The organism is Ottowia sp. (genome assembly GCF_035444425.1).
Classification (GTDB): Bacteria; Pseudomonadota; Gammaproteobacteria; order Burkholderiales; family Burkholderiaceae_C; genus Ottowia.
In genome coordinates, this window is the sequence record NZ_DAOMOQ010000001.1 from 167709 (window position 1) to 191398 (window position 23690).

A 23690-nucleotide genomic window follows, 5' to 3' on the forward strand; every position below is an offset into this window, starting at 1 on the left:
GCTTCGGCTACCGCCAGGCGCTAGGATGCGCGCACGCCCAGCCACGCGCCAGCCCAGCTTCATGTCATCACCCGCGTCCGATTCCAGCGCCAGGACCGCCGCCCGCTTCTGGGACCGCATGGCGCGCCGCTACGCCGCCGCATCCATGCGCGATCCGGCCGGCTACGAGAAGACGCTGGAGCGCGTGCGTGAATGGCTGTCGCCGCAGCACGAGGTGCTGGAGATCGGCTGCGGCACCGGCAGCACGGCGCTGCGCCTGGCACCCGCGGTGGGCCGGCTGCTGGCTACCGATGTCTCGCCTCAGATGATCGCGATCGCACGCCAGCGCCACCAGGCGCAGCCAACGCCTGGGCTGGAGTTCGCCATCATGGATACCGACACGGCGCTGTCCGAGGCAGCGGCCTGGGATCGCGTGCTGGCCTTCAACGTGCTGCACCTGCTGGATGACCTGGACGCCACCCTGGCCGCCGTCGCGCATACCCTGCGGCCGGGCGGCCTGCTGATCTCCAAGACACCGTGCCTGGCGGAGCTGAACCCGCTGATCACACGCCTGCTGATTCCGTTGCTGCGCGCCGTGGGTCTGGCGCCATCGTTCCGGCTTTTCGATGGGCCGCGGCTGCAGGCGGCGATCGAGCGCAGCGGCCTCGAACCGGTGGCGGTGGAGCGCCACGGCAGCGGCCGCAAGGACGCGCGCGTCTTCATCGTCGCACGCAAGCCCGCGGTCGCCCAACACGGCGGCGAATGATCCCTGCGCTGATCCCGACGCGCTGCCGCGCCGTCACGGCAACAGCTTGCCGATCTCCTCGGGCGTCAGCACCCGACCCGTGGACACCAGCTTGCCGTCGATCGCCAGGCCCGGCGTGCTCATGACGCCGCGCAGGGCGATCTGCGCCGGGTTGGTGACCTTGAGCAGCTCGGCGCTCTTGCCGGCAGCGGCCAGTGCGGCCTGGGCGTTCTCGCCCAGCTGGATGCAGCGCTTGCACCCGGATCCCAGGATTTCGATCTTCATGGCGGCTCCTTCAGCGTCAACAGGCCCTAGATCAACAGATAGGCGAACGCGTTCAGCAGATAGCCGATGAACACGATGCCCATGGTGACGACGGCAAAGAAAACAGTCAGCAGCGGCATGCGCACCACCTGCTTGAGCATGATCAGCGAGGGCAGCGAGAGCGCGGTCACCGCCATCATGAAGGCCAGCACCGTGCCCAGGCCGACGCCGCGCGCCAGCAGGGCCTCGGCGATCGGCAGGGTGCCGAAGATGTCGGCGTACATCGGCACGCCCACCAGCGTGGCCAGCGGCACCGACCAGGGCTTGTCCTGCCCCAGCAGAGCGGTGATGACGGGCTGCGGAATCCAGTTGTGGATCAGCGCGCCGATGCCGACGCCGATCAGGATGTAGATCCAGACCCGGCCGAACACCTCGCGCAACTGCTCGTGCGCGTAGGCCAGGCGATCGGCGCGCGTGAGCCGTGCCTGCTCGACATCGCCGATCGGATTGGCCAGCACGAAGGGTTCGATGTGCCGCTCCAGCCCGGCCTTGCCGATCAGCGTGCCGGCGACCACCGCCAGCAGCACGCCCACCACCACGTAGGTGATGGCGATCGGCCAGTTGAAGATGCTGGCCAGCAGCAGCACGGAGGCCAGGTCGACCAGCGGCGAGGAAATCAGGAACGAAAACGTGAGTCCGAGCGGCAGCCCGGCGCCGACGAAGCCGATGAACACCGGGATCGAGGAGCAGGAGCAGAACGGCGTCACGGTGCCCAGCAGGGCAGCCAGGGTGTTGGCCTTCACGCCGCTGAAGCGGCCCAGGATGGCGCGCGTGCGCTCCGGCGGGAAGTGGCTCTGGACGTAGGAAATGCCGAAGATCAGCACGCCCAGCAGGACGAAGATCTTGATGACGTCGTAGATGAAGAAGTGGACGCTGCCGCCGAGGCGCGAGCCGACGTCGACCCCCAGCGCCTCGAGCAGCCAGCGCACGGCGGCGGCCAGCCAGTCCATGCGCAGCAGCTGGTTGTTCAGCCAGGTGAAGAGGTCCATTGCGGCGCGGAGCAGTGATCAGGCAGTGATCGGCGCGGGCATGCTTCAGCGGGGGCCGTGGGGGTGAAGCAGGTGCGGGCGGCGCCTTGCGCGGGGAACGGGGCTTGTTCAGCGCTGAAATTATGTCACTCCGATCAGGGCCGAACCGGCCCGATCGGGATCAGGAGCCCACCATGCGTTCCGCCGTGGCGACAGGCGTCCTGGCGGCGACCGGCTTCGGCGCCCAGCGGTTCACCAGCGCCACCAGCGACAGCATCACCGGCACCTCGACCAGCACGCCGACCACGGTGGCCAGGGCGGCGCCGGAGTTGAGGCCGAACAGCGAGATTGCCACCGCCACTGCCAGCTCGAAGAAGTTCGAGGTGCCGATCAGGCAGGCCGGCCCGGCGACATCGTGCGGCAACCTGAGCAGGCGCGCGCCCAGCCAGCTGAGCAGGAAGATGCCGTAGGTCTGCAGCAGCAGCGGCACCGCGATCAGGGCGATCACCAGCGGCTTGTCGATGATGGTCCGGGCCTGGAAGCCGAACAGCAGCACCACGGTGGCGATCAGGCCGGCCATGGACCAGGGCTTGAGCCGTGCCACGAAGTCGTCCACGGCGCCGGGCGCGCGCCGTGCCAGCGCGCGGCGCGTCAGCACGCCCGCCACCAGCGGCAGCACCACGTACAGCACGGTGGACAGCAGCAGCGTCTGCCATGGCACCGTGACGTCGGTGACGCCAAGCAGAAAGGCGGCGATCGGCGCGAAGGCGAAGATCATGATCAGGTCGTTGACCGACACCTGCACCAGCGTGTAGCTGGCGTCGCCCTTCACCAGCTGGCTCCAGACGAACACCATGGCGGTGCAGGGTGCTACGCCGAGCAGGATCATGCCGGCGATGTATTCGCTGGCCGACTGCGGGTCGACCCAAGGCGCGAACACGTAGCGGAAAAAGATCACGCCCAGTGCCGCCATGGTGAAGGGCTTGATGAGCCAGTTGACCACCAGCGTCAGCACCAGGCCGCGCGGCTTCTTGCCGACGTCCTTGATGGATGACCAGTCGATCTGGATCATCATCGGGTAGATCATCACCCAGATCAGCACCGCGACGACGAGATTGACGTGCGCGATCTCGATGCCCGCGATCAGCTGGAACAGGCCCGGCAGGACCACGCCCAGCGCCACGCCGGCGGCGATGCCCAGGGCGACCCAGAGGGTCAGATAGCGTTCAAACAGTCCCATGGTTCGGTTTCAGGCGGTCGTCCGGTTCTTCAGGCCATCTGCTTTTCATTTTCGTCCAGCCGGACCTGACCGATCTCGTCGAGCCTCTTCTTCAGCGCCAGGCGGTCGAGTTTTTCCATCGGCAGGGCGGCGAACATGGTGATGCGGTTGCGCAGCGTCATGAAGGCATTCGCGTAGGCGCGGCGCCGCTCTTCCTCGGTGGCCTGGACCGCGACCGGATCCTCCACCCCCCAGTGCGCCGTCATCGGCTGGCCGGGCCAGAACGGGCAGGCCTCGCCGGCGGCCTTGTCGCACACGGTGAAAACGAAGTCCAGTTCCGGCGCGCCGGGGCCGCTGAACTCGTCCCAGCTCTTGCTGCGCAGACCCTCGGTGGGGTAGTGGTACTTGCGCAGCAGGTCCAGCGCCAGCGGTTGCACCGCGCCGGCCGGGCTGCTGCCGGCGCTGAAGGCGCGAAAGCGCCCCTGGCCGATCGCCGGGTTGTTGAGGACCGATTCGGCCAGGATGCTGCGCGCCGAGTTGCCGCTGCAGATGAACAGCACGTTCATGACTCTCTGGGACATGGAAGACTCCTTGCGTCAGGGGTTGGGAGCGGTGGCAGAAAACGGAAGAAATATTCGACGGATCCGGTTCATTTCAACATTCAAAGACGAGTTGAAATAAAAGTTTAAAAAAAACGTCACACTTCAGTCGAATCGGTCAGCACGGCGGGTTTGGCGGGCGCGCAACGGGGCGCGCCGCGCAGGTCGACGCACTGCTCGGGATGGCCGGCGCAGCATTCCTCCATCAGGTAATCGACCAAGCCCTGCATCAGCCCGATGTTGGCGCGGTAGCGCTGGAAACGCCCTTCCTGTTCCACCGACAGCAGGCCTGATTGCGTCAAGGCCTTCAGGTGGAAAGACAGGTTGCTGGGCGCCAGTTCCAGCACGGCCGCGATCTCGCCGGCCACCATGCCGTCGAGGCCCTTGCGGACCAGCAGGCGGAAGATGTCCAGCCGAATCCCCGAGGACAGGGATTCGAGTGTGATCAATGCCGTGCTTCTTTCCATTCTTCGATACTACGATAAGTCTGGAAATGATGAAAGAAGGCCAAGGCGCGCCGCGTTGCCGAACTGCGTCGTGCCCCGCAGCAGCGCGCCGCCAGGCGTGACGAACTCATCTGGTGCCATAACCCTGTGCCTGCGCCGATGGCGGCGTGGACGGTGCCAGGGTCGTCGGCAGCCTCAGCGTCACCAGCCAGCAGATCAGCAGCATGAGCGCCGACCCGCCCAGCGTCCACGCCAGGCCGCCCCACTGATAGAGCAACCCCGACATCAGGGTGCCGAAGAAGCGCCCGAGCGCGTTCGCCGCGTAGTAGAAGCCGACGTCCTCGGCCGCCTTCTCGCTGCCGGCATAGGCCAGCACCAGATACGAATGCACCGATGAGTTGACGGCAAAGGCGAAGCCGAACAGCGCCAGCCCGCCGACGACGACCCATTGCAGGTGCGGGACCTCGGCCACCACCGCGGCCACCAGGGCGGTCGGCACCAGCGCCAGCAGAGCCGACCAGGTGCGCGCGGCCGGCACCTCGCGGCTCAGTCCGTCGGCGCTGCGGCGCACGATCTGCGGCGCCAGCGCCTGCACCGCGCCGTAGGCGATGGTCCAGGCGGCCAGGAAGCCGCCCACCATGGTGAAGGTCCAGCCCTGCGAATAGAGGAACACCGGCACGCCGACCACGAACCAGACGTCGCGGGCGCCGAACAGCGCCACGCGCGACATGGCCAGGATGTTGATGCCCGGGTTCTTGGCGAACAGCTCGCGCGCTGAGCTGGAGGCCTTGCTCCTGCCCATCAGGCGCGGCAGCGACGCGATCACGCCGGCCAGGATCAGTGCCAGACCGGCCGCCATCAGCCACAGCGAGAGCCGGAAACCCAGCGTCTGCAGCAGCAGACCGCCGAGGAAGAAGCCGAGTCCCTTCATCGCGTTCTTGCTGCCGGTGAACCAGGCCACCCACTTGAACAGCTGGCTGTTGCTGCCGCCGCCCTGCATGGCCTGGGCACTGGTGACCTTGATGGCCGACTTGCTGGCGGTCTTGGTCAGGTCCTTGGCGACGCCGCAAACGCCTTGCGCCAGCACCACCCAGGCCACCGACAGCGCCACCGCCCATTCGGGATTGAGGGCCGACAGCAGCAGAAAGCCGAAGATCTGCGTGCCCAGGCCGACCATCAGCATGCGCGTGATGCCGTAGCGGGTTGCCAGCCAACCGCCGACCAGGTTGGCCAGCACGCCCGCGGCTTCGTACAGCAGGAACAGGAAGGCCAGCGTGAACGGCGAATAGCCGAGGCGATAGAAATGCAGCAGCACCAGCATGCGCAGCGCGCCGTCGGTCAGCGTGAAGCCCCAGTAGGCGGCGGTAACGATGGCGTAGTGGCGGACGGCGGCGTGCATGCTGCTTCGCGCGTTTTCAGAGGCCGCAGGATTCGAGGTGGCAGGCCAGGTCCACCATGCGGCAGGCATAGCCCATCTCGTTGTCGTACCAGGCGTAGACCTTCAGCAGGGTGCCGTCGGTCACCATGGTGGACAGCGCATCGACGATGCTTGAGCGCGTGTCGCGGGCATAGTCGGCGCTGACCAAAGGACGTGTCTCGTAGCCCAGGATGCCCTGCAGCGGCCCGCTGGCGGCCGCGGCAGCGAACAGCTGGTTGACTTCCTCGGCCGTGGTGGCGCGCTGCAGCTCGAACACGCAGTCGGTCAGCGACGCGTTCAGCACCGGCGCCCGTACCGCGTGGCCGTTCAGCTTGCCCCTGAGTTCCGGGTAGATCAGCGCGATCGCCGTGGCGCTGCCGGTGGTCGTCGGCGCCAGGCTCATCATGGCGCTGCGCGCGCGCCGCAAGTCCTTGTGCGGCGCGTCGACCACCAGGTTGGTGTTGGTCGGGTCGTGGATGGTGGTGATCTGGCCGTGTCGGATGCCGAGGGCCTCGTGCACCACCTTGACGACCGGCGCCAGGCAGTTGGTGGTGCAGCTGGCAGCCGTGACGATGCGGTCGCGCGCCGGGTCGTACAGCCCGTGGTTGACGCCGACGACGATGATGAGCACCTCGCCCACCTTGACCGGCGCCGCCACGATGACGCGCCTGGCGCCGCGCCGCAGATGGCCCTCGATGGTCTCGGGCGTCAGGAACCTGCCGGTGCATTCCAGCACCAGGCTGACGCCCAGCTCGCCCCAGGGTATCTCGGCCGGGCTGGCGTGCTGCGAGAAGCCGAGCCGCCGCTGGTCGATCAGGACGGCATCCTCGCCTTCGGCCCGGATGTCGGCGCGCCAGCGGCCCTGCACCGTGTCGAAGGCCAGCAGGTGGGCCATCGTGGCGGCGCCGCCCTTGATCTCGTTGAGATGCACCACCTGCAGCCGGTTGCCGACCCGCGGGTCGTCTTGCGGACGCTCCGCGGCGCCGAAGGCTGCGCGCAGCGCCAGCCGCCCGATGCGTCCCATGCCGTTGATGCCGACCTTCATGCCTGCTCTCTGCTCAACATTTCAATAAGAATGGAAATTATGGGGATGAATGTGACGTTTGCCTGACAGCCCGGAGCGGTGATGCCGCTCACGGACGCGGCGTTCCGGCCCGCCGGCCCGCTGCCGCCGCGGCGCCGGCCGTGCGGCAGCGCCTGGTCCGCGCGGCAGCAAGCGCCGCGCCCGACTGCATGCGGCCATGCGCTGTCATCAATCCTTCATGCAATCGCCATGTGTGCGTCATCCGGCTCCGTGAACATGAAACGCACGAAAAAGAGGAAAGGAGCCTCACCCGTGAAAGAACTGCCTACGCCCACCTTCGTGTTGTCTCCGGCGGTGTCGCCGGCGCATCTGCCACGGGGGTCGCTTCATCCGCGCGGCGACCGCGCGATTCTGGGGCCGCTTGCAAAAAGCGTCGGGGGCGGCATCGAGGTGGCCTGGGCGCGCCACCAGGACGAAGTAAGGGCAGCGCAGCGCCTGCGCTACCAGGTCTTCGCCAGGGAAATGGGTGCGCGCCTGAGCAACCTGCTGCCCGAGCATGACATCGACCTGTTTGATGACTACTGCGAACATCTGCTGGTGCGCGACGAGGCCACGCAGGAAGTCATCGGCACCTACCGGGTGCTGACTCCGGGGCAGGCCAGGCGCGTCGGCAGCACCTACAGCGACACCGAGTTCGACCTGACCCGCCTGCGCGGCCTGCGCAGCCGCATGGTCGAGCTGGGCCGCAGCTGCGTGCACGCCGAGCACCGCCATGGCGGCGTCATCATGGCGCTGTGGACGGCGCTGGGCGAGTTCATGGTGCGCAACCACCTCGACACCATGATCGGCTGCGCCAGCATCCCGCTGATGCAGGGCGGCGTGTGGGGCGGTGACGTGGCGGCCAGCATCTGGCGCCAGGTGCGCGAGAAGCACCTGGCGCCGATCGAGTTCCAGGTGCGCCCGCGCCTGGCGCTGCCGCTGGACAACCTGAACGACCAGCTCGAGGTCGAGCCGCCGGCGCTGATCAAGGGCTACCTGCGCCTGGGCACCAAGGTGCTGGGTGCGCCGGCCTGGGACCCGGACTTCAACAGCGCCGACCTGCCGCTGATGATGCGCTTCGCCGATCTGCATCCGCGCTACCGCAAGCATTTCCTGGGGGCATGAACGACGTCCCGAAAGCGCGCCTGTCGCACGTCCGCATCACGACCGTGCTGGTCACGGCGACCAGGCGGCTGTCGCGACTGGGGCGCGCCGTGCCCAGCCTGCACCGGCCGGCGGCGCGCGCCGGTGCGCCGGGGCTGCGCTGGGCGCAACTGCCGCCGGATGAGGGCGGCATCGACGCCGACGAGTTCGACATGGCGCGCAACCGGCCCCGGTACCGCGCCATCTTCATTTCCGACATCCACCTCGGCACGCCGGGCTGCCAGGCCGAGCCGCTGCTCGACTTCCTCAAGCACCACAGCAGCCAGTCGCTGTACCTGATCGGCGACATCATCGACGGCTGGCAGCTGCGCCGGCGCTGGTTCTGGCCGCAGGCGCACAACGACGTGGTGCAGAAGCTCCTGCGGCGCGCGCGCAAGGGCTGCAAGGTGGTGTTCGTGCCCGGCAACCACGACGAGTTCGCGCGTGCGTTCATCGGCCACAGCTTCGGCGGCATCGAGGTGCAGGAGGAGGCCGTGCACGTCACCGCCGACGGCAAGCGGCTGTGGATCACGCACGGCGACTACTTCGACGCCGTGATCCAGCACGCCAAGTGGCTGGCCTACGTGGGCGACCATGCCTATGAGGCGGTGCTGAAACTGAACCGCCACTTCAACAGCCTGCGCGCACGCCTGGGGCTGCCGTACTGGTCGCTGTCGGCCTACCTCAAGCACCGGGTCAAGACGGCGGTCAGCTACGTCAACGACTTCGAGTGCGCGGTGGCGGCCGAGGCGCGCCGCCTGGGGCACGACGGCGTCATCTGTGGCCACATCCACCACGCCGAGATCCGCCTGATCGACGGCATGCTGTACTGCAACGACGGCGACTGGGTGGAAAGCCGCAGCGCCCTGGTGGAGCATCACGACGGCCGACTGGAGCTGGTGTTCTGGCAGGACGAGCCGCCGCCGCCCATGCAGGCCGAGCTGGATCTGCAACCGAAGTCGCGGGAGCACGCATGAAGCTGGCCCTGGTGACCGACGCCTGGCAGCCGCAGGTCAACGGCGTGGTGACCACGCTGGTGGAACTGGTGCAGGCGCTGCGCGCCGGTGGCGACGAAGTCATCGTGATCGAGCCGGGCCAGTTCCGCACCCGGCCGTGCCCTGGCTATCCGGGCATCGACCTGGCGCTGCGCCCGGGTTCACAGGTCGCGCGCATGCTGGAGCGGGCGCAGCCCGACGCCGTCCACATCGCCACCGAAGGCCCGCTCGGCTGGGCTGCGCGGCGCCATTGCCTGCGCCACGGGCTGGCCTTCAGCAGCGCCTTCCACACCAAGTTCCCCGAGATCCTGCATGCGGCGGTACGGCTGCCGGTGTCCTGGGGCTACGCGTTCTTCCGCCATTTCCACCGCCCGTCGGCCGGCGTCATGGTGCCGACACAGGGCGTCTCGCGCATGCTGGCCGGGCGCGGCGTCCGGCAGCTGCGTGACTGGACTCACGGCGTCGACACGCGCCTGTTCGAGTTCGCCCCGAAACCGGGCGAATACGCGCCGCTGGGCCGGCTGGCGCGGCCGGTGCAGCTGTTCGTCGGCCGCGTGTCCTACGAGAAGAACATCCAGGCTTTCCTGGAGCTCGACCTGCCGGGCACCAAGGTGGTATGCGGCGTCGGTCCGGTCGAGGGCAAGCTGCGCGCGCGCTTTCCCGAGGTGCGCTGGCTTGGCGTGCTGCCGCGCGCCGAGTTGGCGCGCGTGTACGCGGCGGCCGACGTGTTCGTGTTTCCCAGCCGCGCCGACACCTTCGGCCTGGTGATGCTGGAGGCCATGGCCTGCGGCACGCCGGTGGCGGCGTACCCGGTCGACGGGCCGACCGAGGTGCTGGCCGCCGCGCCCAGCCAGACCGTCGGCGGCGTCATGCACGGCGACCTGCGGCACGCCGTGCAGCGCGCGCTGTCGATCCCCCGCACCAGTGCGCGCGAGCACGCGCAGCGCTTCAGCTGGGACGCCGCGGCGCGCCAGTTCCGCGGCTACCTGGTGCCGGCGCGGGGCCTGCCGCAGCCGCAGGGCGCCAGGGGCTGAAGCGGCGTGGACACGCTGCCGGCCGGCCCGCAGTCGCCGGAGCCCATCGCAGCTCCTGAGTACACTGCGGCATGCTTCACTTTTTGCAGTGCTTACATGGCCGCACCTCGCTCTGACGCCAGCGCGTTGCGGGCCCGCTATCCGCTGCTGGACCGAGACACCAGCATCATCGCCTTCAACCAGCGCGTGCTGCACTGGGCCGAGAAGCCCGAGGTGCCGCTGCTCGAGCGCCTGCGCTACCTGTGCATCGTGTCGTCCAACCTGGACGAGTTCTTCGAGGTGCGCGCCGAGCCGCACCTGGCGGCCTGGCGCGCCGGCACCGATGAAGCCCGCGGCATGCGCCGGCTGATGGCGACGGCGCACGAGCTGGTGCAGCGCCAGTACCAGATCTTCAACGAGGTGCTGATGCCGGCGATGGCGGCCGAGGGCATGCGCATCGTCTCGCACGTCGACCGCACCCCGGCACAGCGCCGCTGGGTGCGCGAGCATTTCCTGCGCGAGGTCAAGCCGCTGCTGGTGCCGGTGGCGTTGGACCCGGCGCATCCGTTCCCGCTGGTGGCCAACAAGTCGCTCAACTTCATCGTCCAGCTCAAGGGCAGGGACGCCTTCGGGCGCAGCAACGAGATCGCCATCGTCAAGGTGCCGCGCGTGCTGCCGCGCGTGCTGCGGCTGCCGGCGCGGGTGTCGGGCGGCGAGACGCTGTTCGTGATGCTCTCGAGCGTGATCCGCGGCCATCTGCCGGACCTGTTCCCGGGCCGCGAGGTGGGCGACTTCTCGCACTTTCGCGTGACCCGCGACTCGGACCTGTGGGTCGACGAGGAGGAGGTCAAGAACCTGCGCACCGCGCTGCGCCAGGAACTGCATCAGCGCCACTACGGCGACGCGGTGCGGGTCGAGGTGTCGTCGGCCTGCTCGGAGCAGCTGGCCGAGTTCCTGCTGCGCCAGTTCAAGCTGCCGCCGGAGGCGCTGTTCCGGGTGCAGGGGCCGGTCAACCTGGTGCGCCTGCAGCAGCTGATCACGCTGGCCGACCGGCCGGCGCTGCTGTTCCCGCCGTACCACGCCAGCTACCCGGTGCAGCTGCGCGCCGGCACGTCGGTGTTCGAGCGCCTGCGGGCCGGCGACGTGCTGATCCACCTGCCGTTCGAGAGCTTCGATGGCGTGATCGATTTCCTGCGCGAGGCGGTGCAGGACCCTCAGGCGCTGGCGATCAAGCAGACCATCTACCGCACCGGCAACGACAGCCGCATGATGGACCTGCTGATCGAGGCGCAGCGGCGCGGCAAGGAAGTGACTGCCGTGGTCGAGCTGATGGCGCGCTTCGACGAGGAGGCCAACATCAACTGGGCCGAGCGGCTGGAGGCCGTCGGCGCCCAGGTGGTGTACGGCGTGGTCGGCTTCAAGACGCACGCCAAGATGTTGCTGGTGACGCGGCGCGAGGGCCGCCGGCTGCGCCGCTACGGCCATTTGTCGACTGGCAACTACAACCCGCGCACGGCGGCGCTGTACACGGATCTCAGCTACCTCACGGCCGACGCGCGCCTGACCGCCGACATGGACCAGCTGTTCGTGCACCTGGCCAGCCACAGCCACCTGCCGCGCATGCAGCGCATGCTGCTGGCGCCTTTCACGCTGCACCGGCGCATGCTGGCCGAGATCCGCGCCGTGGCGCGGGCGGCCGGCAGCGGCCAGGGCGGCCGCATCATCGCCAAGATGAACGCGCTCACCGACGAGGTGCTGATCGATGCGCTGCTGCGCGCGGGTGACGCCGGCGCCCGGATCGACCTGATCGTGCGCGGCGCCTGCATGCTGCCGGCGGCGCTGACCGGCAACATCCGCGTGCGCAGCATCATCGGCCGCTTTCTGGAGCACTCGCGGGTGTTCTACTTCCGCGTCGGCGATGCCGAGCGGCTGTGGCTGTCCTCGGCCGACTGGATGAACCGCAACATGCTGCGCCGCGTCGAGAGCGCCTGGCAGGTGACCGATCCGCAGCTGCGCCAGCGCGTCATCGACGAGTGCCTGACCGCCTACCTGCACGACGAGCGCGATGCCTGGCTGATGGAGGACGGCGGCCGCTACCGCAGCGTCGTCGCGCCCGGCCAGGCGCCGGGTCCGGGCGCCCAGGCGGCGCTGATGGCGCGCTACCGTTCATGAACCCAGCGAGGAGTTGAAGCAATGGACCTGATTCTGTGGCGCCATGCCGAGGCGCAGGAACCGGAAGGCGACATGAGCGACATGGACCGCCAGCTGACGCGGCGCGGCGACAAGCAGGCCATGCGCATGGCGGCCTGGCTGGACCGGCAGCTGCCCGAGGGCACGCGCATCCTGTGCAGTCCGGCGATCCGCACCGAGCAGACCGTGCTGGCGCTGGGGCGCAAGTACAAGCTGCACGACGAACTGCGTCCCGGCGCCAGTCCCGAGCAGCTGCTGCAGCTGGCCGACTGGCCGTCGGCCAAGGCGCCGGTGCTCATCGTCGGCCACCAGCCGACGCTGGGCGAGACCATCGCGCGCCTGCTCGGCATGGCCGAGGGCGAGTGCTCGGTCAAGAAAGGCTCGGTCTGGTGGCTGCGCAGCCGCGAGCGCGACGGCCAGCTGCAGACCGTGGTGCTCACGGTGCAGGTGGCGGACCTGCTGTAGCGTCGAGCAGCAGTTGCGTCTGCGTCACCACCGCGCACAGGCGGCCGTCGGGGCCGTGGATGAACTTTGTGCTGGAGTCGGTGGTGGTCGTGGTCTGCCCGGACCGCAGGTTCAGCACCGTGCCGACGGCACCCAGCATGTCGGTGAACGCCATGCGAGCGCCGCCGTGCAGGATGCCGCCGACGGTGCACAGGTCGGGGCGCGCCGTCAGCTCGGCCAGCACGCGGCTGGGCGCCGCCTCGGGCAGGCGCACGCCCGGCAGGCCCGGCAGCAGGGGGCGCGATGGCGTGCTGGGGCGTGGGCAGATCGAGCATCGGATTCTCCTGGTGAACGGGGTGGGCATGGCACAGCCCAGCAGAGCTCTGCGCCATCGTTTCCGCGCCCGCCGGCGCCGGCCACAGGAGTGGCGACCCGCAGATGCAGCGGCGTGCCAGCGGTCGCCAGACACCGGCGTTTGCCTACAATTCCAACTGAAACCAGCCATTACAGTTGGGCCGGAAGCCCTTCGGCCGAGCCCAGGGACGAGGAACGAAGCCATGCCAGACAACCACCTCCGCATCCGCGCATCACTGGCCCTGGTGGCGGCAGCCGTGCTGGCCGCCGGCTGCTCGACGGTCGATCTGGGGCCGCGCTACGATCCGCCGCCGGTGCGCGCGCCGCAGCCGCTGCCTCCGGCGCCGGCGCCCCTGCCGCCAGTCGCCACACCGCAGCCGGTGCCGCCGGCACAGCCGGTGCCGCAGCCGCTGCCGCCGATCGGCAGCACGGTGCCGACGCCGCCACCGCCGATGCAGACGCCGGTCGATCCGGCCAGCCCGCAGGCGCACCTGGTCACGCTGACGACGCGGCTCGACGGCGCCAGCGCCATGCCGCCGACGCGCAGCAACGGCGTCGGCCAGCTCGACGCGCTGTACGACTCCAGCACCCGCCTGCTGCGCTGGAAGACCTCCTGGTCCGGGCTGTCGGGACCGATCACCGGCGTGCAGTTCCACGGCCCGGCCGACTACGGCCAGAACGGCCCGGTGGTGATGGTGTGGCCGGCGCCGTTCGGGCCCACCTACGAAGGGCGCGCCACGTTGACGACGCAGCAGGCCATCGATCTGCTCGACGGCCGCTGGTACGTCAACGTGTTCACCTCGCCTTATCCATCGGGCGAGCTGCGCGGCCAGCTGCGCGTGGTGCACTGATCCGGCCGTCGTGCCGGCGGCGTTGACCAGCGCAGCAAGTCGTTACGCCACGGTCAGGTGGTGGTGCTAAGGTCGGCGGCATGAGCCGGAATCGACCTCTTTCATTGAAGCACGAAGCGCCCGCGCGCGGCTGGGCAGCGGCAGCGCCGGTGCTGGCACTGGCGGCGGTCCTGGCCGCTTGCACGGTGACACCGGCGCCGCCGCGCACGGCGCCGCCCATCATCACGCAGCCGGCGCCGGTCGAGCCGCAGCGGCAGCCCGAGCTGGCGGCCTTCAAGGCGCTGCTGAGCGGCCAGGAGGTGGTGCCGCAGGCCCCCGGGCCGGCGCAGGGCGAACTGCTGGCGGTACTGAACCGCAAGACCGGCCTGCTGCAGTGGAAGCTCAGCTTCAGCCAGCTCAGCGGCCCGGTGACCAGCGCCCATTTCCACAGCCCGGCAATGAGCGGCGAGCTGGCCGATCCGGTGATCAGCATCGGCCGCCAGATCGTCAGCCCCTACGAAGGCCGCGCGATGCTCACGCGCCGGCAGCGCGCCAACCTGCTGGCCGGCCAGTGGTACGTCAATCTGCGCACGGCGCGCTATCCCCACGGGGAGTTGCGCGGCCAGCTGATCGAGCAGCGGTGAACCCGGGCCATCCGTGCGGCGCCGAAAAACCGGATTGCGCCCATACTTGCGGGATGCCGCACGGCGCCCATCGCAGCCGCCCGTACCCGCCATGAACGCCCCGATCGACGTTTCCTTCTTCCCGCGCGCCGCCAAGCCCCTGGACAGCTACAAGCCGTACTGGGCCAGGCGCTTCGGCAGCGCACCCTACCTGCCCATGAGCCGGGCCGAGATGGACGCGCTCGGCTGGGATTCGTGCGACGTGGTGCTGGTCACCGGCGATGCCTACGTCGACCACCCGAGCTTCGGCATGGCGGTGATCGGTCGCGTGCTCGAGGCCCAGGGTTTTCGCGTCGGCATCATCGCCCAGCCCGACTGGCAGAGCGCCGAGGCCTTCAGGGCGCTCGGCCGGCCGAACCTGTTCTGGGCGGTGACGGCGGGCAACATGGATTCCATGATCAACCGTTACACGGCCGATCGCAAGATCCGCAGCGACGATGCCTACACCCCCGGCGCCGCACCGCATCGCCGGCCCGACCGCGCCGCCATCGTCTACAGCCAGCGCTGCCGCGAGGCGTTCCGTGAGGTGCCCATCATCCTCGGCGGCATCGAGGGCAGCCTGCGCCGCATTGCGCACTACGACTACTGGAGCGACACCGTGCGCCGCTCGATCGTGGCCGATGCCAAGTGCGACCTGCTGCTGTACGGCAACGCCGAGCGCGCGCTCATCGAGATCGCGCACCGGCTGGCGCGGCGCGAGCCGGTGGACAGCATCACCGACGTGCGTGGCACGGCCTTCGTGATGCGCAGCGCGCCCGAGGGCTGGTTCGAGATCGATTCGACGGAGGTCGACCAACCCGGCGCGGTCGAGGCGCACATCAACCCCTACCAGACCACCAGCGAGCAGGCAGCGGGGCAGGGTGCGGTGTGCAGCGCCGCGGAAGACACCGCCGGCCCGACAGCCGACGTGCAGCCACTGCGCTTCGTGCCCAACCCGGCACTGCGCGGCAAGCTGCCGCCGCGCCAGCAGACCGTCATCCGCCTGCCCGGCTACGAGCAGGTGCGGCGCGACCCGGTGCTCTACGCGCACGCCAACCGCGTGCTGCACCTGGAGACCAATCCCGGCAACGCCCGCGCGCTGGTGCAGGCGCACGGCGAGGGTGCCACGGCCAGGGACGTGTGGCTCAATCCGCCGCCGATCCCGCTCACCACGGCCGAGATGGACTACATCTTCGACCTGCCGTACGCGCGCAACCCGCACCCGCGCTACGCCGACGCACGCGGCCGCCACGACGGCGAAACCAAGATCCCGGCGTGGGAGATGATCCGCTTTTCCGTCAACATCATGCGCGGCTGCTTCGGCGGCTGCACCTTCTGCTCGATCACCGAGCACGAGGGCCGCATCATCCAGAGCCGCAGCGAAGACTCCATCGTGCGCGAGGTGGAGGCCATGCGCGACCAGGTGCAGGGCTTCACCGGCATCGTCAGCGACCTGGGTGGCCCCACGGCCAACATGTACCGCCTGGGCTGCCGTAGCCCCCAGATCGAAGCGGCCTGCCGCAAGCCGAGCTGCGTCTACCCCGGCATCTGCCAGAACCTGACCACCAACCACGACCCGCTGATCGCCATCTACCGCCGCGTGCGCCAGCTGCCGGGCGTGAAGAAGGTGCTGATCGGCTCCGGCCTGCGCTACGACCTGGCGCTGCGCTCGCCCGCCTACGTGAAGGAGCTGGTGCAGCACCACGTCGGCGGCTACCTGAAGATCGCGCCCGAGCACACCGAGGCCGGGCCGCTGTCCAAGATGATGAAGCCCGGCATCGGCAACTACGACCGCTTCAAGCAGTTGTTCGAGCGCTTCAGCCAGCAGGCCGGCAAGCAGCAGTTCCTGATCCCGTACTTCATCGCCGCGCACCCCGGCACCACCGACGAGGACATGCTGAACCTGGCGCTGTGGCTGAAGCGGAACGGCTTTCGCGCCGACCAGGTGCAGGCCTTCTATCCGTCGCCGATGGCCACGGCCACCGCCATGTACCACACCGGCCTGAACCCGCTGGTCGGCGTGCACCGCGACGGGCGCGGCGAGCAGGTCGACACCGTGAAGGGCGAGCGCCGCCGGCGCCTGCACAAGGCCTTCCTGCGCTACCACGACCCCGCCAACTGGCCGCTGCTGCGCGAGGCGCTGAAGCGCATGGGCCGCGCCGAGCTGATCGGCAGCGGCAAGCACCACCTGGTGCCCGGCTGGCAGCCGGCGACCGACGGCGGCTATCAAAGCGCGCGGCGCAAGAACTCGACTGCGGCACCGGCCGCCGCGGCCAGCGCTTCGGCCGCGCGGAAGAAGCGCTCGGCGCAGGCCGGGCCGACGCCGGGGCGCATCCTGACCCAGCACACCGGATTGCCGCCGCGCCCAGCCGTCGGCCGTGGCGCCGCCCGGCGTGGCGCCAGCAGGCCCGGCAGTCCGGTGGGGCGCGGCAAGCGCGCCTGATGCGGGACCCGGTGCCTGGTCGTTGCACGTCAAACTGGCATGGACTGCGGCCCATCGGCCCCGGGCTGGCGTGGGCTGCCAGGTGTTGCGGGGCTCCCTGCTGAGGGTGCCGTTGCTCTTGCTCGCCGTGGCGCTGCTGCTCAGCGCCTGCGCGCCGCGCCCGCACGACCGTGGCGAGGCGCCGCCGGCCGCGTCGGCCAGCGCCGATGCGCCCACCCGCGTGTACAAGGACGGCGACACCATCGTCTACGCCGGTCCGCTGTCGGATGCCGCCAACCAGCAGGTGGCCGCCTTGCTGGACGCCCGCACCGCCACACTGCGGATCAGCAGCCGCGGCGGCGAGATCCTGCTCGGCATGGATTTGGGCGAGCTGGTGTTCTCGCATCGGCTGGATGTCGAGGTGGCTGAGCACTGCCTGTCGTCCTGCGCCAACTACGTGTTCCCGGCCGGCAGGAGGAAGATCCTGGGCCGGCGCAGCCAACTCGGCTGGCATGGTGGTGCGCTGCAGCCGATGCGCTTCGACGATGCCCAAACGCAAGCCGCCTACGAACCGTACATCGGCGCCGCACGCCAGCGCAAGCAGGCCTATTTCGAGCGCATCGGCGTTTCGCCGCTGTCCACGGTGTACGGTCAGCGCGATGAGTTCGAGGTGCAGCGCCACTGCGTCGGCTGGGACTATTCGCCTGCCGCCATGGCCGCGCTCGGCATGCGCGACGTGGTGCTGCCCGAGGGCGGCTGGCAGCCGGGCCGGACGTTCGAGAGCCGGTGCCTGTTCCGGGTCGAGACGGTGACGCTCTCGCGCTGACAGCCTGGCGCCGGCGCGCCGCGTCGTGCCGTACGCGGCCGGCGCCGCAGCGGCCACAATGCGCGCTCGACCACCCGAACGCAGGAGACCCCGGAAGATGGCCGTGAACGACCTCGACATCGCCCGCCGCGCCACGCTGCGCCGCATCACCGACGTGGCACGCGACAAGCTGGGCGTGGGTGACGAGCACCTGGCACCCTACGGCCACTACAAGGCCAAGATCGGCTTGCCCTACCTCGAATCGCTGCAGCAGCGGCCCGACGGCCAGCTGATCCTGATCACCGCCACCAGTCCGACGCCGGCCGGCGAGGGCAAGACCACCGCGGCCATCGGCCTGGCGGACGGCATGAACCTGCTGGGCCACCAGGCGGTGCTGGCGCTGCGCGAGCCCTCGATCGGGCCGGTGTTCGGCATGAAGGGCGGGGCGGCCGGCGGCGGCCACGCGCAGGTGGTGCCGATGGAGGACATCAACCTGCACTTCACCGGCGACTTCCACGCCATCGCGCTGGCCAACAACCTGCTGGCCGCGGTGATCGACAACCACATCCACCAGGGCAACGCGCTCGGCATCGACGTGCGCCGCATCCACTGGCGCCGCGTGATGGACATGAACGACCGCGCGCTGCGCCACATCGCGCTGGGCCTAGGTGGGCCGGCCAACGGCGTGCCGCGCGAGGGCGGCTTCGACATCGTCGCCGCGTCCGAGGTGATGGCTATCCTGTGCCTGGCGCGCTCGCTGGCCGACCTGAAAGCAAGACTGGGCCGCATCGTGGTGGCCGAGACGCGCGAGCGCCAGCCGGTGCGCGCCGCCGACCTGCGCTGCCACGGCGCCATGGCGGTGCTGCTGAAGGACGCGCTGGCGCCCAACCTGGTGCAGACGCTGGAGAACAACCCGGCGCTGCTGCACGGCGGGCCGTTCGGCAACATCGCGCACGGCTGCAACTCGGTGATCGCCACACGCGCGGCCATGAAGCTGGGCAACTACGCCATCACCGAAGCTGGTTTCGGCGCCGACCTGGGGGCCGAGAAGTTCATCGACATCAAGTGCCGCATGGCCGGCCTGCAGCCCAGCATCGCCGTGCTGGTGACCACGGTGCGTGCGCTCAAGATGCAGGGCGGCGTGCCGCTGGACGCGCTGGCGCAGGAGAACCTGGCCGCGCTCGATGCGGGCCTGGCCAACCTGGACCGGCACCTGCACATCGTGCGCGAGGTGTTCGGCCTGCCCTGCGTGGTGGCCGCCAACCACTTCGTCGCCGACAGCGCCGCCGAGCACGCGCTGCTGCGCGAGCGCATGGCCGCACGCGGCGTGCCCTACGCGGTGTCGCGCCACTGGACCGAGGGCGGCGCCGGTGCCGTGGAACTGGCGCGCGAGGTGGTGGCGCTGTGCCAGCGCAGCGCGCCGCGCACGCCGCGCTTCGTCTACGACGACGGCGACAGCCTGTGGGACAAGGTGACCAAGGTTGCCACGCGCGTCTACGGTGCCGCCCAGGTCACCGCCAGTCCCGCGGCGCAGGCACGCATTGCGCAACTGCAGGCCGACGGCTGGGGCCATCTGGCGGTGTGCGTGGCCAAGACGCAGTACAGCTTCTCGACCGATCCGAAGCTGCTCGGCGCGCCCAGCGGCCACAGCCTGCACATCCGCGAGGTGCGCCTGTCGGCCGGTGCCGGCTTCATCGTGCTGGTGTGCGGCGACATCATGACTATGCCCGGCCTGCCGGCGCGTCCCGGCGCCGAGGGCATCGACCTGGACGACACGGGGCAGGTGATCGGGCTGTTCTGAGTGGAATCCGCGGCAGCGGAGCGGGCATGCGTGGCAGCGGCGGCAACCGCGAAAGCCAACCGAGGTCTTCGCGGCTGCCGCCGCGGCCACAGAACTCCGGGCCGGGAGCCTATTCCTCGTCCTTCACCTTGTGCTGGCTGGTCAGCTGCTGCTGCACGTTGGGTGGCACGATCTCGTAGTGCGACAGCGCCAGCGAATAGCTGCCCTGGCCGGCGGTCATGGCGTTGAGGCGGTTCTGGTAGTCGGTCAGCTCGGCCATCGGCGCCTGGCCGTTCACGGTGAGCGTGCCGAGCTTGCCGCTGTCGGTGCCGCTGACCATGCCGCGGCGTGAGGACAGGTCGCCGGTGATGGCGCCCATGGCGCTTTCGGGCGCGGTGATCTGCACCCGCGCGATCGGCTCCAGCACCACCGGCCCGGCCTCGCGGATCGCCACCTGGAACGCCTTCTTGCCGGCGGTGACGAAGGCGATCTCCTTGCTGTCGACCGGGTGGTGCTTGCCGTCGTGCACGATCACGCGCACGTCCTGCACCGGGTAGCCGGCGATCACGCCCTCGGCCAGCGCCTCGCGCACGCCTTTCTCGACCGCCGGCATGAACTGGCCCGGAATGGTGCCGCCCTTGACCTGGTCGAGGAACTCGAAGCCGGCGCCGCGCGGCAGCGGCTCGATGCGCAGGTGCACCTCGCCGAACTGGCCGGCGCCGCCGCTCTGCTTCTTGTGGCGATACTGGGCGGCGGCGTTCTGGGTGATGGTCTCGCGGTAGGCGATGCGCGGCGGCCGGGTGTCGACCTCGAACTTGTGCACCTCGCGCAGGCGCTCCAGCAGCACGCGCAGGTGCAACTCGCCGAGGCCGCGGACGATGGTCTCGTTGGTCGCCGGCACGTGCTCCAGCGCCAGGCACGGGTCCTCGGCCACCAGCTTGTTCATGATCTCCCACATGCGCTGCTCGTCGCCGCGCCGCTTCGGGCTGATGGCGATGCCGTGCACCGGCACCGGGAACGGCAGTGCCTTGAGATGGATGTGGCTGTCCTCGGCGGCGTCGTGCAGCACGGCGTCGTAGTGCAGCTCGTCGATCTTGCCGATGGCACAGATGTCGCCCGGGCCCGCCGCCTGCACCTCGGCGTGCTCCTTGCCCTGCTGGAAGTACAGGTGGCCGACCTTGAAGGGCTTGCGCCCGTCGCCGACGTAGAGCTGGGTGCCGGGCCGGATGGTGCCCTGGTGCACGCGCACGAAGCCGAGCTTGCCGACGTAGGGGTCGATGCTGATCTTGAACACCTGCGCCAGCACATGGGCGGCCGCATCGGGCTCGGCGTGCATCAGCTCGGCGGCCTCGCCCTCGCCACGGAAGAAGTCGGGCGGGTTGCCCTCGGTCGGGTTGGCCAGCAGCTTGCTGATGATGTCGAGCAGCTCGGGCACGCCGGCGCCGCTGCGCGCCGAGACGAAGCAGACCGGGATCAGGTGGCCCTCGCGCAGTGCCTGCTGCAGCGGCGCGTGCAGCTCGCCGGCATCGATGTCGCCTTCGTTCAGGTAGCGGTCGACGAAGTCGCCGTCGACCTCCACCACCTGTTCGACCAGCGCCTGGTGCGCCTCGGCGACGGCGCCGAAGTCGCTGTGGCCCGTGCGGTTGTAGAAGCAGTCGACCACCTGGCTGGCGCCGGCGTCCGGCAGGTTGAGCGGCAGGCATTCCTTGCCGAACGCGGCCTGGATGTCGGCCAGCAGGCCGGGCAGGTCGGCCCCTTCGGCATCGATCTTGTTGACGATGACCAGACGGTCCAGCTCCTGCCCGGTGGCGTAGTCCATCATGCGCCGCGCCATCGGCTCGATGCCGGCGGCGGCGTTGATGACGATGGCGGCGGTTTCCACCGCCTCCAGCGCCGGCAGGCTCTGGCCGATGAAGTCGAGCGCGCCCGGGGTGTCGATCAGGTGGATGCGGCAGCCGTCATGCGACAGGTGCATCGCCGACGATTGCAGCGAATGCCGGCCCTTGATCTCCAGCGGGTCATGGTCGCTCACGGTATTGCCGCGCTCGACGCTGCCGGGCGCACCGATGACGCCGGCCTGGTGCAGCAGCGCCTCGGCCAGCGTGGTCTTGCCGGCGGCGGCTGGCCCGACCAGGGCCAGCGTGCGGATGTGGGTGACAGGGAGGGCGGCGTCGGTGCTGGGCTGCGGCATGGTGGGCTTCCTGTTGTTGGCCGATGGCATCCGCCGCCGCGCACATCGTGCGCCATGCCACGGATGTGCGGATCATTCTAGGGCGCTTGCGCCGGCCGCCCATCCGGGTTGTCCTGCGCCAGCCCTTATTTCTTCTCCCTCGGCACCCGGCCCATCAGGTAGAACTCGGGGTTCGGCATCATGGAGCTGAACGAGGCGATGCGGTTCGACAGGCCGAAGAAGGCGGTGATGGCGGCGATGTCCCAGATGTCCTCGTCGTCGAAGCCATGCGCGTGCAGCGCCGCGAAGTCGTCGTCGCCGATCTCGTGCGAGCGCTCGCACACCTTCATGGCGAAGTCGAGCATGGCGCGCTGGCGCTCGCTGATCTCGGCCTTGCGGTAGTTGACCGCCACCTGGTCGGCCACCAGCGGCTTCTTCTCGTAGATGCGCAGCAGCGCGCCGTGCGCCACCACGCAGTACAGGCACTGGTTGGCGGCGCTGGTGGTGGTGACGATCATCTCGCGATCGCCCTTGCTCAGGTTGCTCTTGCGGCCGGCGCTCTCGGGCTCCATCAGCGCGTCGTGGTAGGCGAAGAAGGCGCGCCACTCGGCCGGACGGCGCGCCAGCGCCAGGAACACGTTGGGCACGAAACCGGCCTTGGACTGCACCTCGAGCACCTTGGCCTTGATGTCCTCGGGCAGCTCGTTGAGGTCGGCGAACGGATAGCGGCTCATGCGAAGTCTCCTTGGGATGGATGGTGTCGCGGACGATTATGCTGTGCGCGCATCACCAACCAAGGAGCCAAGGCCATGCAGCAACCCGATGATCCGCAGTTCCAGGCCGGCCTGAAGACGCGCCGCGAAGTCCTGGGCGACGACTACGTCGAGCGTGCGCTGGCGGGCGCCACCGACTTCACCTGGCCGCTGCAGGAGCACGTGACGCGCAACTGCTGGGGCGCCGTGTGGCAGCGGCCGGGGCTCGACAAGCGCACGCGCAGCCTGATCACGCTGGCGATCCTGACCGCGCTGGGCAAGCAGCACGAGCTCAAGGGCCACGTGCGCGGTGCGCTCAACAACGGCGCCAGCACCGAGGACATCCAGGAAGTGCTGCTGCATGCCAGCATCTACTGCGGCGTGCCGGCGGCGGTGGAGGCGTTCCGCAGCGCGGCGGAAGTGGTGGACGCGCTGCCGCGCGGCTGATCTGCACGTGCGAGGCCCTGGGCGAGCGTGCCGTCGCCCGTCTACGGTGCCCGATGCGCGTTTTGCTGGGCCGGTCGCCGCCGACCGGCACCTGACCTGCCTCGCTTGACTCGCGTGCGCAGCCGCCGTGCGGGCTGCGCTTTCCAGGGTGCCGACAGCTCCGTAACACCCGGGCGGCTCGGCCGTGCCCGGCCCATGAGCGCCACGAAGTCTCCCGCTCGTGTGATCAAGCCCGGCAAAAGCTGACACAAGTCAAACAAAGCCAAGATGCCGCGCCTTAACACGGACTTGTCACCGTTTGCAAGTAGCCAAACGTAATACCTTTGACAAGAATGAGGTTATGTATGTAAGCCGACCGAAAGGAGATGGGCATGGACCGAGTTGGTAGGCGTCGCTTGACGCTCTTGCTGGCACCGCTGCTGTTGTTGGGCGGCTTGCTGCTTTCATGGCTCACGCAGGGCACGGGAGTCGTGCGTGATGATCCGCAGCGCAATATCTCCGTGCCCAAGACCTTGTCGGTACCGTTGCAGGTGCGCGCGGCCTACAACGCCGAGCGCTTCTTCATCAGCTACCGCTGGCCGGCCGATCGGCCTGGCCTGTTCCATGACGTGCTGGTGTACGAGGGCGGCAAGTGGGTGACCAAGGGCAAGGCGGTGCCGGGTTCGCAGCCCGACGGCATGCACGAGGACCGCGTGGCCATGATGCTCGACGACGGCAGCGTGCCTGAGTTCGCGCGCTACGGCGGCTACATCACGGTGGGCGACGGCATCCTGACCTTCACCAACGAGGCCAGCGGGGATGCGGTCAAGGAGCACCCGTACCTGGGCAAGAAGCTCAAGCAGGAAGAGGTCAGCAAGTCGCTGCCTGACACGCGCAGCGACATCAACGACTGGGCCAGCCTGCAGCCGGAAGACAAGCTCATG

At 69.4% G+C, this 23690-nt stretch carries 23 protein-coding genes; 13 read left to right on the forward strand and 10 right to left on the reverse strand.

Going from position 1 to position 23690, the window contains the following annotated elements; genetic code table 11:
• Window positions 1-25 precede the first annotated feature (25 nt).
• Window positions 26-745, forward strand: coding sequence for a class I SAM-dependent DNA methyltransferase (locus PK606_RS00885; protein WP_324559578.1), 720 nt, complete (start codon window positions 26-28; stop codon window positions 743-745).
• A 33-nt stretch (window positions 746-778) separates the two neighbouring features.
• On the opposite strand, the gene PK606_RS00890 is transcribed toward PK606_RS00885, so the two are convergent.
• The 7 genes from PK606_RS00890 to PK606_RS00920 form a co-directional block, all read right to left on the reverse strand.
• Window positions 779-1009 (reverse strand): thioredoxin family protein, encoded by a 231-nt coding sequence (locus tag PK606_RS00890; protein ID WP_324559580.1) that lies wholly within the window; start codon window positions 1007-1009, stop codon window positions 779-781.
• Between the two features lie 26 nt (window positions 1010-1035).
• Window positions 1036-2037 carry a permease gene (locus PK606_RS00895; RefSeq protein ID WP_324559582.1) on the reverse strand — a complete coding sequence of 334 codons (1002 nt, stop codon included), beginning with the start codon at window positions 2035-2037 and terminating at the stop codon, window positions 1036-1038.
• A gap of 160 nt (window positions 2038-2197) precedes the next feature.
• Window positions 2198-3256 carry an ACR3 family arsenite efflux transporter gene (gene arsB, locus PK606_RS00900; RefSeq protein ID WP_324559584.1) on the reverse strand — a complete coding sequence of 353 codons (1059 nt, stop codon included), beginning with the start codon at window positions 3254-3256 and terminating at the stop codon, window positions 2198-2200.
• Window positions 3257-3285: 29 nt separating this feature from the next.
• Window positions 3286-3816: an arsenate reductase ArsC gene (locus PK606_RS00905; RefSeq protein ID WP_324559586.1), complete on the reverse strand. Its 531-nt coding sequence runs from the start codon at window positions 3814-3816 to the stop codon at window positions 3286-3288.
• Between the two features lie 116 nt (window positions 3817-3932).
• Window positions 3933-4283 carry an ArsR/SmtB family transcription factor gene (locus tag PK606_RS00910; protein ID WP_502920762.1) on the reverse strand — a complete coding sequence of 117 codons (351 nt, stop codon included), beginning with the start codon at window positions 4281-4283 and terminating at the stop codon, window positions 3933-3935.
• Between the two features lie 124 nt (window positions 4284-4407).
• Window positions 4408-5679: an organoarsenical effux MFS transporter ArsJ gene (arsJ, locus tag PK606_RS00915; protein WP_324559589.1), complete on the reverse strand. Its 1272-nt coding sequence runs from the start codon at window positions 5677-5679 to the stop codon at window positions 4408-4410.
• 16 nt (window positions 5680-5695) lie between these two features.
• Window positions 5696-6742: an ArsJ-associated glyceraldehyde-3-phosphate dehydrogenase gene (locus tag PK606_RS00920; protein ID WP_324559591.1), complete on the reverse strand. Its 1047-nt coding sequence runs from the start codon at window positions 6740-6742 to the stop codon at window positions 5696-5698.
• Window positions 6743-7033: 291 nt separating this feature from the next.
• Here PK606_RS00920 and PK606_RS00925 point away from each other — a divergent pair, with 291 nt between their 5' ends.
• The 5 genes from PK606_RS00925 (at window position 7034) to PK606_RS00945 (ending at window position 12566) form a co-directional block, all read left to right on the forward strand.
• Window positions 7034-7885: a GNAT family N-acetyltransferase gene (locus PK606_RS00925; RefSeq protein ID WP_324559593.1), complete on the forward strand. Its 852-nt coding sequence runs from the start codon at window positions 7034-7036 to the stop codon at window positions 7883-7885.
• 191 nt (window positions 7886-8076) lie between these two features.
• Window positions 8077-8880 carry a UDP-2,3-diacylglucosamine diphosphatase gene (locus tag PK606_RS00930; RefSeq protein ID WP_324559634.1) on the forward strand — a complete coding sequence of 268 codons (804 nt, stop codon included), beginning with the start codon at window positions 8077-8079 and terminating at the stop codon, window positions 8878-8880.
• Entirely contained in the window at window positions 8877-9932 is a 1056-nt protein-coding gene (locus PK606_RS00935) for a glycosyltransferase family 4 protein (RefSeq protein ID WP_324559596.1), read from the forward strand. Before PK606_RS00930 ends, PK606_RS00935 begins: the two co-directional genes overlap by 4 nt.
• A gap of 96 nt (window positions 9933-10028) precedes the next feature.
• Window positions 10029-12083 (forward strand): polyphosphate kinase 1, encoded by a 2055-nt coding sequence (gene ppk1, locus PK606_RS00940; protein WP_324559598.1) that lies wholly within the window; start codon window positions 10029-10031, stop codon window positions 12081-12083.
• Between the two features lie 21 nt (window positions 12084-12104).
• Window positions 12105-12566 (forward strand): SixA phosphatase family protein, encoded by a 462-nt coding sequence (locus PK606_RS00945; RefSeq protein WP_324559600.1) that lies wholly within the window; start codon window positions 12105-12107, stop codon window positions 12564-12566.
• On the opposite strand, the gene PK606_RS00950 is transcribed toward PK606_RS00945, so the two are convergent.
• Complete coding sequence (locus PK606_RS00950) at window positions 12538-12909, reverse strand: hotdog family protein (protein ID WP_324559602.1); 372 nt, start codon at window positions 12907-12909, stop codon at window positions 12538-12540. The genes PK606_RS00945 and PK606_RS00950 overlap by 29 nt on opposite strands.
• Window positions 12910-13102: 193 nt before the next feature.
• On the opposite strand from PK606_RS00950, the gene PK606_RS00955 reads away from it, so the two are divergent.
• The 5 genes from PK606_RS00955 (at window position 13103) to PK606_RS00975 (ending at window position 19419) form a co-directional block, all read left to right on the forward strand.
• Window positions 13103-13750 (forward strand): CHRD domain-containing protein, encoded by a 648-nt coding sequence (locus tag PK606_RS00955; RefSeq protein ID WP_324559604.1) that lies wholly within the window; start codon window positions 13103-13105, stop codon window positions 13748-13750.
• A gap of 80 nt (window positions 13751-13830) precedes the next feature.
• On the forward strand, window positions 13831-14373 hold the full coding sequence (locus PK606_RS00960; protein ID WP_324559606.1) for a CHRD domain-containing protein: 543 nt from the start codon (window positions 13831-13833) through the stop codon (window positions 14371-14373).
• Window positions 14374-14464: 91 nt separating this feature from the next.
• Window positions 14465-16834, forward strand: coding sequence for a YgiQ family radical SAM protein (locus PK606_RS00965; protein ID WP_324559608.1), 2370 nt, complete (start codon window positions 14465-14467; stop codon window positions 16832-16834).
• A gap of 112 nt (window positions 16835-16946) precedes the next feature.
• Window positions 16947-17639, forward strand: a complete 693-nt coding sequence (locus tag PK606_RS00970) for a hypothetical protein (RefSeq protein ID WP_324559610.1) — start codon at window positions 16947-16949, stop codon at window positions 17637-17639.
• Window positions 17640-17736: 97 nt separating this feature from the next.
• On the forward strand, window positions 17737-19419 hold the full coding sequence (locus tag PK606_RS00975) for a formate--tetrahydrofolate ligase (protein WP_324559612.1): 1683 nt from the start codon (window positions 17737-17739) through the stop codon (window positions 19417-19419).
• 109 nt (window positions 19420-19528) lie between these two features.
• Here the strand turns inward: PK606_RS00975 and fusA are convergent, their stop codons facing one another.
• Window positions 19529-21589: an elongation factor G gene (gene fusA / locus PK606_RS00980; protein ID WP_324559614.1), complete on the reverse strand. Its 2061-nt coding sequence runs from the start codon at window positions 21587-21589 to the stop codon at window positions 19529-19531.
• A 125-nt stretch (window positions 21590-21714) separates the two neighbouring features.
• Window positions 21715-22302, reverse strand: coding sequence for a peroxidase-related enzyme (locus PK606_RS00985; RefSeq protein WP_324559616.1), 588 nt, complete (start codon window positions 22300-22302; stop codon window positions 21715-21717).
• A gap of 75 nt (window positions 22303-22377) precedes the next feature.
• Here PK606_RS00985 and pcaC point away from each other — a divergent pair, with 75 nt between their 5' ends.
• Window positions 22378-22767 (forward strand): 4-carboxymuconolactone decarboxylase, encoded by a 390-nt coding sequence (pcaC, locus tag PK606_RS00990; RefSeq protein ID WP_324559618.1) that lies wholly within the window; start codon window positions 22378-22380, stop codon window positions 22765-22767.
• Window positions 22768-23138: 371 nt separating this feature from the next.
• A partial coding sequence (locus tag PK606_RS00995) for an ethylbenzene dehydrogenase-related protein (protein ID WP_324559620.1) occupies window positions 23139-23690 on the forward strand: 552 nt, incomplete at its 3' end.